Consider the following 13,414-nt stretch of genomic DNA (forward strand, 5'->3'; position numbering starts at 1 on the left):
ATAAATCAGGACCAAAGTCCTGATTTACTTCTTTACTACCCTAAACCTAAATCCATGAAAAAAACTCTTGTAACTTATAGTTACTACCTTCTTAATAGTTAAACGCTGGTTGGCTTAGAATTGTTACGGTATTTTGAATATATTTCCTGAAATAATACTGGTTTTTGACGAATAGCCTATTTCTCTACACCAAGTACATCTTTAAAAGCTTTAACAAACGTTTCTTTCGGGAGTGCTCCCATAGCCATTTGTGGTTGACCCTCAGCAGGTACGAACAGAAATGAAGGGATGCTTCTTATACCAAAAGCTGATGCCAGTTCCTGCTCCTCCTCAGTATTAACTTTGTAAACATTAAGTTTCCCGTCAAAGTCTTTGGAAAGCTCTTCAAGCACAGGTGCTACCATTTTACATGGACCACACCAGTCCGCATAAAAATCAATTACACAAGGTTTTGTGCCTTCAAATTTCCACTCTTTATTTTTCTCGTAATCGAATACTTTATTCAAAAACGTCTCTTTTGTTAAATGCTCTACCATTTGGATTTTATTTATTAAACATTCAGAATTTCAGTTTGTTTAATATCTCACAACCTTTATGCCAATAAACCATTAAATGCATAAGTTACAAAAAATAGAGTATTAATTGTAACTTTGTCAGGAATTAATAACAAATTGTCATATCTATATATGAACATATGTCTAAATGACAAAATATTTGAGTTACTTTCTGAAGTGGTAACATCTGAGAAAACAGAGGCATATGTTATTGGCGGATGGGTAAGAGACTGTCTGCTTAAAAGAGATCATGCTGATAAGGACATTGATATCGTAGTGGTTGGAAGCGGTATTGACATCGCGAGAAAAGCAGCCAGAAAAATAAATCCCAAAATAAAAGTCAGCGTATTTAAGAATTTTGGAACTGCAATGTTTCGGCATGGAGATTATGAGATTGAGTTTGTTGGTGCACGAAAAGAGTCATACGACAGAGGTTCACGTAAACCAATTGTTGAAAACGGATCTTTGGAAGATGACCAGAAAAGGCGGGATTTCACAATTAATGCACTGGCAATCAGTATCAACAAGGAGACTTTTGGTAAATTTCTTGATCCGTTTGATGGTATTACCGATCTTAAGAACAAGATCATAAGGACCCCGCTTGAACCTGATACCACTTTCTCAGATGATCCGTTGAGGATGATGAGAGCCATACGCTTTGCAACACAGCTGAATTTCAGCATTGAGGAAAGGACCTTCAAATCGATAGCTGAAAATGCGGAACGGATAAAGATCGTATCGCCTGAGAGGATTGTTACAGAGCTGAATAAGATAATTATGTGCGACCATCCTTCAAAAGGTTTTATCCTGCTTGAGAAATCAGGTCTGCTTAAAATTGTCTTTCCTGAACTGGATAATCTGAAAGGAGTTGAAACCAAAGAGGGTAAAGCACATAAGGATAATTTTTTGCATTCTGTTAAAGTACTTGACAACATAAGCAAAAACACTGATAATCTCTGGTTAAGGTGGGCCGCCCTGCTTCATGATATTGCCAAACCGGCAACTAAAAGATATCAGGATGATACAGGCTGGTCATTCCATGGACATGAGTATATGGGTGCAAAGATGATACCTGAAATCTTCAGAAGACTAAGGCTTCCTCTTAATGAAAAAATGAAATATGTCCAGAAACTTGTAGATCTGCATCTCCGTCCTATTGTACTATCACAGGAGGTTGTAACGGACTCAGCTGTAAGAAGATTGCTATTCGAAGCAGGTGACGATGTTGATGATCTTATGGTCTTGTGCGAAGCAGACATAACATCTAAGAATGAAGCAAAGAAGACCAAGCACCTGGAGAACTTCAGACTCGTAAGAATAAAACTTAAGGAGATTGAAGAAAAAGATGCTGTAAGGAATTTTCAGCCGCCTGTAGATGGAAGTGAAATTATAAAGACCTTCGGAATTAAACCGGGCAAAGAGGTGGGAATAATAAAGAATGCTATCAGGGAAGCAATACTTGACGGCATAATCCCAAATGAACATGATGCAGCACGAAGACTTATGCTGCAAAAGGGAAAAGAGATAGGGCTTACTCTTGATGAATCGTCTTCAGCAGACTGAGTTTAAGTAAAACAGGCAGATGGTCGCTGAATCCACCCTGATACCTGTAACCCCGATATGTAGAATAAGGTGTAAAACCCGGATATTTAGGATCTTTCATCAGAAGAACATCTGATTTTAAAATTGAAAAGCAGTCTGATTCAGCGTAAAATCCTGCCGTTGATCTTAACAAAGACTCCGATATAAGCACCTGATCAATCATTTCCCAGGTGCCCTGATAACGATAAGTTCCATTTCCCTCTCCGGCATGCTTTTCAGAAATGTTTATCAGGCGACCTGAAGACAATGGATCAGTTGTCAGAACTTGTATTTCCTGATCATCAGGAGTGCTGTTGAAATCTCCCATAATAATGACCTTGCTCACAAAGTGGCTGCTCAGTATTATTGAATCCGTTTTTTCCCTCACCATCTTTGCAATATTTAACCTCATACTTTCTCCTGCAAGAACTCCTCCCCTTCTTGATGGCCAGTGATTCGCGATAAGATGAAGAGTATCCTTCTGCAGAGCAAACTTCGAATAAAGTACTTTTCTGGTTGTGAAATTTTCCTCTTTAACACCCTCTGGCATCCAGTATTCTGCAGAAATCAGACTTAACAGATCACTTCTGTAAATCAGGCAAACATCTATACCTCTCTGATCGGGTGAATCCTCATGTACTATACGGTATTTATATTTTGATAAGTATGTCCCATAAATAAGGTCTTCAAGGACTTTCCTGTTCTCAACCTCACTCATCGCAACAATTTCAGGCGGAGCCCATTCACCTGCCATGATTATTGTTTTATAAAGAGAATTGATTTTATTACGATATCGTGTCTGGTTCCATCTCAATACACCGCTTGGAAGAAAATCATTATCGTTTTTAAGTGTGTCGTCAAAAATGTCAAACAGGTTTTCTACATTATAGAACATCAGCCTTAAACTATTTAATTCTTCAGTCTGGGAAAAACCAATATTTGTTCCTGGTAAACACAGGATAAAAATCAACAATAATAATTTTAAGATAGTTCCGTACATAGCAATCTGCTGAAGGATTTAATATTCAGTGATCCAAATATATTTCTTTGCAGGGCCAGAAAAATAACATTACTACAAAAAAAAAGCCCTGATTCAAAGTGATCAGGGCTTAAGTTTTAATTCATGTATTTAGAATGGTGTTATCCATCTGTATCTCCTGGCACTTTCGCCAAACTTGACTGCCAGGGTCAGTTCGTGGGAACCCATACTCTGCTTTCTGATATCTGTCAGAGTGAAGTCGAAGGCATATGCAAATATAAAACGGTCATACTTCAATCCCATCAGCATTATCAAAGCATCATTAGTTCTCCATGAGAGACCTGCCCAGTAATTATCTTTATAAAATACTCTGGCTGTAAGGTCCATCTGCACCGATTTGAAAAGCATGTCAGACGATTTTATGAATGCTGCAGGTTCAAGAGTAAAATCATTGTTTAGAGGAAACTTATAGCCACCGGTAAGAAAGAAATGTCCAAGTTCATTTCTTTTGGTAGCTGAAGTATCACCAAATATTAACGAGCCTCTCAGCAGATTAGTCATTGCCATGCCAACATAATACTTCGAAGTAGTAAAACTTGCTCCAAAATTAAAGTCCGTAATGAATACTGATCTGTCGTAAGAATTCAGCAATGGATCATCGGGATCAAAAATCAGCCCGTCTGTATTTATTGAGAACTGGTAAGCAGTCAATGCGAGACCAAAGGCCAGGTCATTTGGATAACCTCCCGATTGTCCCATCCCAATATGGTAAGCATAGGCTGCCTGGGCACCGGTTCGTTTCATGATTCCGTTATTATCATTAAAGATGTACCCGCCCAGACCTACTTTACCACCTTTTGTTGGCTTAACAAGTTTTTTCCTTACCGATGTGGATTTAGAAATGTAACTGTTTTTAAGGAGACGGGTCTGACCACTGACTGCATATGTGCTTGGGGCCCCTGACATACCAACCCATTGTTCTCTTACAGTCAGGTTCACTGTGGTATAACCATCGCGGCCTGCAAATGATGGATTTATTAAAAATCCATTCATTACATACTGACTATACATCGGTACCTGCTGTGCTATTGCCGTTCCAAAAATGAAACTGAGAACAATTGCTGGTAGTATGCTTCTAAAATACCTCATAAAATTAAGTGACGAAATATAATAATAATTATCTGATTATACTTATTACTCCTGAACGTGGTTCCGAACCATTGTTAAGGTGCAGAACATAGTGATAAGAATCTGTTGGTAACTCAGCACCTTTAAAGGTTCCATTCCATTCATTAGCAGAAATATTCTTTGTGTTATATACAAGTTTTCCCCATCTTGTAAATACGAATACCTCTGCATCCGGGAAGAGATCGATATTCTTGATCTTCCAGGTGTCATTAAACCCGTCATTATTAGGGGTAATTACCTGTGGAATCTCAATACATGTCTCAGATCCGGTATAGGCTACAACCACATCAACAGATGTTGCACAGCCATTTGAATCGGTTATCACAGCACTGTAGGTACCGTTGGTAACAGTTGCTCTGTTTGCTGTGAGTACACCATCTGCCCAGATTACATTGTAAGGCTGCGTTCCTCCGGTTATTGTCAGGGTAATAGTACCATCAGGTTCACCCGGACATGATGCATTCGTAGTTGCAGAAGCTACTGAGAGAACTGCTGGTTCAGTAACAGCAACCGGTACATTAACTGTACACAGATTGGCATCTCTCACTGAAATAGTGTAATTGCCAGCTGCCAGGCCTGAATAAACACCAGTTAACTGGAAGATACCGCCATTCAGACTATACTGATAAGGTCCGGTTCCTCCACTTCCTCCAACAGACAGAGTTCCATTAGAAGCTCCGGAACATAAAACATTTGTCTGGGCCAGAATGGCTCCGGTAAGTGCAGCAGCCGGTTGAGTTAGGGTAACTGTAACATTACTAGTGCAGAGGTTTGCATCCTGAACCGTTATTGTATATGTCCCGGCAGCCAAAGTGTTAAATGTACCTGAAACCTGATATGAACCGGTTCCAATCTTATACTGATAAGGAGCGACACCACCTGATCCGGCAACTGTTACACTACCGGTACTGCTTCCAAAGCAGAGAATATTCACAGAGGAGCTTATTGCTCCGCTTACTGCTGCAGAAGGCCCTGAAATAGTAACATTAACAGTGGATGTACTCAGTGCAAAATCTCTGATAGTAATCGTATAATTACCAGCTGCAAGTGTCGTGAATATAGCAGAAGGCTGGAATGTAATACCATCCTTACTGTATTCATAAGGAGTTACACCACCAGTTCCGATAACTGTAACACTTCCTGTTGAACTTCCAAAGCAATCGACATTAGTCTGTGACGAAACGCTTACTGCCAGAGGAGCCGCCGGTTGTGTTATTACAACAGCAACATCGAATGTACAAAGGTTTGCATCCTGTATTGTTACCGTATAATTACCTGCTATGAGTGAGCTGAATGTACCGGAAACCTGGTATAAGCCTGCTCCGATCTTAAACAGATATGGTGCAGTACCTCCTGATCCGGCAACAGTTACACTGCCATCATTTCCTCCGTTAATAGTTACATTTGACTGAGAGGTAATGCTTCCGGACAGAGCAGTTGCAGGTTGGGTTAACAGAACAACTGTTGCCGCAGGAGAGCAAGTGTTTGCATCACTTACAACGACACTATAAGTATCTGCTATTAAGCCTGTCTGATCTTCAGATGCAGCTATTACACCCGTTCCGGTCCAAGCAAAGGTGTAAGGTGCTGTTCCTCCTGTAACTGTCAGATCTATTGATCCTGATGCAATACCATTGCACAGAATATCTGTCTTCACATAGGCTACTGAAGGAGTTGTATTTACAGTCACTATTACCGGCTTAATATCAAAGCAACCTGTAACCGGATCAGTACCTTTTATATAATAGGTACCGGAGGAAGCTGTTGCCGGTGTTGCATATGACAATGTAGCTGCTGCATCAGTCCAGTAAGTAAAGGCAAGTCCTGCTGTACTGCCTGTTGTAACTGCCGAGGCCGTTAGATCGACTGTTGCCGGTGAGCACACTGCTGAAGGATTAACTACAGAAACAGCTGGTGTTGTGTTTACCGTAACAACTACTGGTTTGATATCGAAGCATCCGCCACCGATAGTTCCTTTTATATAATAGGTTCCTGTCGAAGCAGTTGCTGGTGTTGCATAAGCAGTTGTTGCTAATGCATCTGTCCAGTATGTATAAGTAAGTCCAGCTGTACTGCCTGCTGTAACTGCCGCAGCCGTTAGATCGACTGTAGCAGGTGAGCATACTGCTGAAGGACTAGTTATAACTATAACAGGAGTTGTATTGACCGTCATTGTCAACGGTGCCGATGTGGCAGGATTACCTGTAGGACAAGTTGCATTTGAGGTAAGATCTACAGTTACTATATCGCCTGTTACTGGTACATATGAGTAAGTTGCTGAGTTGATACCTGCATTTACTCCATTGACCTTCCACTGATATACAGGGGCTGCTCCTCCATTAACCGGGGTAGCAGTGAAGTTAACTGTGGTTCCTGTACATACAGGGTTGGCATCGGCAGCTAGTGTGACACTTACAGGAAGCAACGGATTGACTGTCATTGTTAACGGTGCCGAGGTGGCAGGGTTACCTGTCGGACAGGTTGCATTAGAGGTAAGTTCTACTGTTACAACATCACCTGTTACTGGTATATATGAGTAAGTTGATGCGTTGATGCCTGCATTGACTCCGTTGACCTTCCACTGATAGACAGGGGCTGCTCCTCCATTTGTCGGGGTGGCAGTGAAGTTAACTGTTGTGCCTGCGCATACAGGGTTGGCATCAGCTGCTACTGTCACACTTACAGGAAGCAACGGATCGACCGTCATTGTTACCGGTGCCGATGTGGCAGGGTTACCTGTCGGACAGGTTGCATTCGAGGTAAGATCTACTGTTACTATATCGCCTGTTACAGGTACATATGAGTAGGTTGCTGCATTAACACCTGCATTGACTCCATTGACCTTCCACTGATAGACAGGGGCTGCACCACCGTTTGTCGGGGTGGCAGTGAAGTTAACTGTTGTGCCTGCACAAACAGGGTTGGCATCAGCTGCTACTGTGACACTTACAGGAAGCAACGGATTGACTGTCATTGTTAACGGTGCCGAGGTGGCAGGGTTACCTGTCGGACAGGTTGCATTAGAGGTAAGTTCTACTGTTACTATATCGCCCGTTACAGGTACGTATGAGTAAGTTGCTGCATTGATACCTGCATTTACTCCATTGACTTTCCACTGATAGACAGGGGCTGCACCACCGTTTGTCGGGGTAGCAGTGAAGTTAACTGTTGTGCCTGCACATACAGGGTTGGCATCAGCTGCTACTGTGACACTTACAGGAAGCAACGGATTGACTGTCATTGTAACCGGTGCCGAGGTGGCAGGGTTACCTGTCGGACAGGTTGCATTCGAGGTAAGAACTACTGTTACTATATCGCCTGTTACAGGTACATATGAGTAGGTAGCAGCATTAACTCCTGCATTAACTCCATTGACTTTCCACTGATATACAGGGGCTGCACCACCATTTGTCGGGGTAGCAGTAAAGTTAACTGTGGTTCCTGAACATACGGGGTTGGCATCGGCTGCTACTGTAACACTTACAGGAAGCAACGGATTGACTGTCATTGTAACCGGTGCCGAGGTGGCAGGGTTACCTGTCGGACACACTGCATTCGATGTCAGGTCAACTGTAACTATATCACCTGTTACAGGTACATATGAATAGGTTGCTGCATTAACACCTGCATTAACTCCATTAACCTTCCACTGATATACAGGTGCTGCACCACCATTTGTCGGGGTAGCAGTGAAGTTAACTGTTGTGCCTGCGCATACTGGGTTGGCATCGGCTAATATTGTTACACTAACCGGGAGATTTGGGTTAATGGTCACGCTCTGCTGTGCTGAGACTACGCCACCACAACCACCTGTGATTGTATAGATAATATCGCAGGTTCCTGAGGCAACTCCGGTGACCAGACCCGCTGCATCAACTGTAGCTATTGCAACATTGCTGCTGCTCCATGCACCTGTACCTCCGCCAAGTACAACTCCATTAGCTGTATAGGTGGATGTGCCTGTGATACAAAGTGGACTGCTGCCTGTTACTGAAGTGATACCTGCATTGGGATTGATCGTAACACTCTGCTGTGCTGAGACTACTCCACCACAGCCGCCTGTGATTGTATAAATAATATTTGCTGTGCCTGCACTTACTCCGGTAACCAGACCTGTAGCATCAACTGTAGCTACTGCTGCGTTGCTGCTGCTCCATGCACCTGTACCGCCGCTAAGGACAACTCCTGTAGTTGTATATGTAGCTGTGCCGCCTATACATAATGGACTTGTGCCTGTAACTGATGTAATGCTTGCATTTGGAGATATGGTTACGCTCTGCTGTGCTGAGACTACTCCACCACAGCCGCCTGTGATTGTATAAATAATATTTGCTGTGCCTGCACTTACTCCGGTAACCAGACCTGTAGCATCAACTGTAGCTACTGCCGCATTGCTGCTGCTCCATGCACCTGTACCGCCGCCAAGGACAACTCCTGTAGTTGTATATGTGCTGTGCCGCCTATACATAATGGACTTGTGCCTGTAACTGATGTAATGCTTGCATTTGGAGATATGGTTACGCTCTGCTGTGCTGAGACTACACCGCCACAGCCACCTGTGATTGTATAGATAATATTTGCTGTGCCTGCACTTACTCCGGTCACCAGACCAGCTGCATCAACTGTAGCTACTGCTGCGTTGCTGCTGCTCCATGCGCCTGTACCTCCGCTAAGGACAACTCCTGTAGTTGTATATGTAGCTGTGCCGCCTATACATAATGGACTTGTGCCTGTAACTGATGTAATGCTTGCATTTGGAGATATGGTTACGCTCTGCTGTGCTGAGACTACACCGCCACAGCCACCTGTGATTGTATAGATAATATTTGCTGTGCCTGCACTTACTCCGGTGACCAAACCAGAACCGTTAACTGTAGCTACTGCCGCATTGCTGCTGCTCCATGCACCTGTACCTCCGCCAAGGGTAACACCATTAGCCGTATAGGTGGAGGTGCCTGTGATACAAAGTGGACTGCTGCCTGTTACTGAAGTGATGCTTGCATTGGGAGTGATAGTAACACTCTGCTGTGCTGAGACTACGCCGCCACAACCACCTGTAATTGTATAGATAATATTTGCTGTGCCTGCACTTACTCCGGTAACCAGACCTGTAGCATCAACTGTAGCTACTGCCGCATTGCTGCTGCTCCAGGCTCCAGTGCCGCCGCCTAGGACAACTCCGTTAGCCACATAAGTGGCAGTGCCTGCTATACATAATGGACTTGTTCCTGTTACTGAGGTAATGCTTGCATTTGGAGTGATAGTAACACTCTGCTGAGAGGATATTGTTCCTCCACATCCGCCTGTAATAGTATAAATAATATTACATGTACCTGCTACTACTCCTGTCACTAAACCTGTCGTATTGTTCACTGTAGCTACTGATGGATCACTGCTGCTCCATACTCCGGTACCTCCACCCAGGACAACTCCATTAGCTGTATAAGTAGCTGTGCCTCCTATACATAATGGGCTTGTTCCTGTTACTGAGGTGATACTTGCATTGGGATTAACGATAACGCTCTGCTGTGCCGAGACTACGCCACCACAACCACCTGTAATTGTATAGATAATATCACAGGTTCCTGAGGCAACTCCGGTTACAATACCGCCTGCACTTACTGTGGCGATTGAAGTATTACTGCTGCTCCATGCGCCTGAACCACCTCCAAGAACAACACCATTAGCTGTATAGGTTGCTGTGCCGCCTATACATAATGGGCTTGATCCTGTTACTGAGGTGATACTTGCGTTTGGAGTGATGGTCACGCTCCGCAGTGCTGAGACCACGCCTCCACAACCACCTGTAATTGTATAGATAATATCACAGGTTCCTGCTGCAACTCCGGTTACAATACCGCCTGCACTTACTGTCGCTATTGCAACATTACTGCTGCTCCATGCTCCTGTACCGCCGCCTAGAACAACACCATTAGCTGTATAGGTTGCTGTACCGCCTATACATAATGGACTTGATCCTGTTACTGAAGTAATACTTGCATTGGGAGTAATGGTTACACTCTGCAGTGCTGAGACTACACCGCCACAACCGCCTGTAATTGTATAGATAATATTTGCTGCACCGGCACTTACTCCGGTGACCAAACCTGATGCATCAACTGTAGCTACTGCCGCATTGCTGCTACTCCATGCTCCTGTACCGCCGCCCAGGACAACTCCATTAGCTGTATATGTTGCCGTGCCTGTGATACAAAGTGGACTGCTGCCTGTTACTGAAGTTATACTTGCATTTGGAGTGATGGTTACGCTCTGCTGTGCTGAGACTAAGCCGCCACAACCGCCTGTAATTGTATAGATAATATTTACCGTACCTGCACTAACCCCGGTAACCAAACCGGATGCATCAACTGTAGCTACTGCTGCGTTGCTGCTGCTCCATGCACCTGTGCCTCCGCCAAGGGTAACACCATTAGCTGTATATGTGGCTGTGCCGCCTATACATAATGGACTTGATCCTGTTACTGAGGTAATGCTTGCATTTGGATTGACGGTCACACTCTGAAGTGCTGAGACCACGCCGCCACAACCACCTGTAATTGTATAGATAATATCACAGGTTCCTGCTGCAACTCCGGTTACAATACCGCCTGCACTTACTGTCGCTATTGCAGCATTGCTGCTGCTCCATGCACCTGTACCTCCGCCAAGAACAACTCCTGTAGTTGTATATGTAGCTGTACCGCCTATACATAATGGACTTGTGCCTGTTACTGAAGTGATACTTGCATTTGGAGTGATGGTTACGCTCTGCTGTGCTGAGACTACGCCTCCACAGCCACCTGTGATTGTATAAATAATATTTGCTGTGCCGCCACTAACTCCGGTCACCAAACCGGAAGCATCAACTGTAGCTACTGCTGCGTTGCTGCTGCTCCATGCTCCTGTGCCGCCGCTAAGGACAACTCCTGTAGTTGTATATGTAGCTGTACCGCCTATACATAATGGACTTGTGCCTGTTACTGAAGTGATACTTGCATTTGGAGATATGGTTACACTCTGCTGTGCTGAGACTGTTCCTCCACAGCCGCCTGTGATTGTATAGATAATATTTGCTGTGCCTGCACTTACTCCGGTGACCAAACCAGAACCGTTAACAGTGGCTACTGCACTGTTGCTGCTGCTCCATGCACCTGTACCGCCGCTAAGGACAACTCCTGTAGTTGTATATGTAGCTGTGCCGCCTATACATAATGGACTTGTGCCTGTAACTGATGTAATGCTTGCATTTGGATTGACAGTCACACTCTGCTGTGCTGAGACTGTTCCTCCACAGCCGCCTGTAATTGTATAAATAATATTTGCTGTGCCTGCACTTACTCCGGTAACCAAGCCTGCAGCGTTAACTGTGACTACTGCCGTGTTGCTGCTGCTCCATGCACCTGTCCCGCCGCCAAGAACAACTCCGTTAGCTGTATAAGGTACTATTCCTCCTATACATACAGGACTTGCTCCTGTAACTGAAGTAATACTTGCATTTGGATTAATGGTCACGCTCTGCTGTGCTGAGACTACACCGCCACAACCACCTGTGATTGTATAGATAATATCGCAGGTTCCTGCACTTACCCCGGTGACCAGACCAGCTGCATCAACTGTAGCTATTGCAACATTGCTGCTGCTCCATGCACCTGTACCGCCGCCTAGAACAACTCCATTAGCCGTATAGGTGGAGGTGCCTGTGATACAAAGTGGACTGCTGCCTGTTACTGAAGTGATACCTGCATTGGGATTGATCGTAACACTCTGCAGTGCTGAGACCACGCCACCACAGCCGCCTGTAATTGTATAAATAATATTTGCTGTGCCTGCACTTACTCCGGTAACCAGACCTGTAGCATCAACTGTTGCTACTGCTGCGTTGCTGCTGCTCCATGCTCCTGTACCGCCGCTAAGGACAACTCCTGTAGTTGTATATGTAGCTGTGCCGCCTATACATAATGGACTTGTGCCTGTTACTGAGGTAATGCTTGCATTTGGATTAATAGTTACGCTCTGCTGTGCTGAGACTACACCGCCACAACCACCTGTGATTGTATAGATAATATTTGCTGTGCCTGCACTTACTCCGGTGACCAGACCAGCTGCATCAACTGTTGCTACTGCAGCATTGCTGCTGCTCCATGCGCCTGTACCTCCCCCAAGAACAACTCCATTAGCCGTATAGGTGGAGGTGCCTGTGATACAAAGTGGACTGCTGCCTGTTACTGAAGTTATACTTGCATTTGGAGTGATGGTCACGCTCTGCTGTGCTGAGACTGTTCCTCCACAGCCGCCTGTGATTGTATAGATAATATTTGCTGTGCCTGCACTTACTCCGGTGACCAGACCAGCTGCATCAACTGTAGCTACTGCTGCGTTGCTGCTGCTCCATGCGCCTGTACCGCCGCTAAGAACAACTCCTGTAGTTGTATATGTAGCTGTGCCGCCTATACATAATGGACTTGTGCCTGTTACTGAGGTGATACTTGCATTTGGAGATATGGTTACACTCTGCTGTGCTGAGACTACACCGCCACAGCCGCCTGTGATTGTGTAGATTATATTTGCTGTGCCTGCACTTACTCCGGTGACCAAACCAGAACCGTTAACTGTAGCTACTGCCGCATTGCTGCTGCTCCATGCACCTGTACCTCCGCCAAGGGTAACACCATTAGCCGTATAGGTGGAGGTGCCTGTGATACAAAGTGGACTGCTGCCTGTTACTGAAGTGATGCTTGCATTGGGAGTGATAGTAACACTCTGCTGTGCTGAGACTACGCCGCCACAACCACCTGTAATTGTATAGATAATATTTGCTGTGCCTGCACTTACTCCGGTAACCAGACCTGTAGCATCAACTGTAGCTACTGCCGCATTGCTGCTGCTCCATGCTCCAGTGCCGCCGCCTAGGACAACTCCGTTAGCCACATAAGTGGCAGTGCCTGCTATACATAATGGACTTGTTCCTGTAACTGAGGTAATGCTTGCATTTGGAGTGATAGTAACACTCTGCTGAGAAGATATTGTTCCTCCACATCCGCCTGTAATAGTATAAATAATATTACATGTACCTGCTACTACTCCTGTCACTAAACCTGTCGTATTGTTAACT

At 44.6% G+C, this 13,414-nt stretch carries 6 protein-coding genes; 1 reads left to right on the forward strand and 5 read right to left on the reverse strand.

Going from position 1 to position 13,414, the window contains the following annotated elements:
- Positions 1 to 176 precede the first annotated feature (176 nt).
- The gene (gene trxA / locus IPJ16_14855; protein ID MBK7628454.1) at positions 177 to 536 is read right to left on the reverse strand and encodes a thioredoxin; all 360 of its coding nucleotides are present in this window, start codon (positions 534 to 536) and stop codon (positions 177 to 179) included.
- Positions 537 to 686: 150 nt separating this feature from the next.
- Here trxA and IPJ16_14860 point away from each other — a divergent pair, with 150 nt between their 5' ends.
- Positions 687 to 2,117 (forward strand): HD domain-containing protein, encoded by a 1,431-nt coding sequence (locus IPJ16_14860; protein MBK7628455.1) that lies wholly within the window; start codon positions 687 to 689, stop codon positions 2,115 to 2,117.
- Here IPJ16_14860 and IPJ16_14865 read toward each other — a convergent pair.
- From IPJ16_14865 to IPJ16_14880, 4 genes are all read right to left on the reverse strand, one after another.
- Positions 2,086 to 3,105, reverse strand: a complete 1,020-nt coding sequence (locus IPJ16_14865; GenBank protein MBK7628456.1) for an endonuclease/exonuclease/phosphatase family protein — start codon at positions 3,103 to 3,105, stop codon at positions 2,086 to 2,088. The genes IPJ16_14860 and IPJ16_14865 overlap by 32 nt on opposite strands.
- Positions 3,106 to 3,264: 159 nt before the next feature.
- The gene (locus IPJ16_14870; protein ID MBK7628457.1) at positions 3,265 to 4,263 is read right to left on the reverse strand and encodes a type IX secretion system membrane protein PorP/SprF; all 999 of its coding nucleotides are present in this window, start codon (positions 4,261 to 4,263) and stop codon (positions 3,265 to 3,267) included.
- A 28-nt stretch (positions 4,264 to 4,291) separates the two neighbouring features.
- Entirely contained in the window at positions 4,292 to 8,770 is a 4,479-nt protein-coding gene (locus IPJ16_14875; GenBank protein MBK7628458.1) for a gliding motility-associated C-terminal domain-containing protein, read from the reverse strand.
- Complete coding sequence (locus tag IPJ16_14880) at positions 8,683 to 13,392, reverse strand: Ig-like domain-containing protein (GenBank protein ID MBK7628459.1); 4,710 nt, start codon at positions 13,390 to 13,392, stop codon at positions 8,683 to 8,685. The genes IPJ16_14875 and IPJ16_14880 overlap by 88 nt, the downstream gene beginning before the upstream one ends.
- Positions 13,393 to 13,414: the final 22 nt, after the last annotated feature.

Source organism: Bacteroidales bacterium, from assembly GCA_016709865.1.
Classification (GTDB): Bacteria; Bacteroidota; Bacteroidia; order Bacteroidales; family VadinHA17; genus LD21.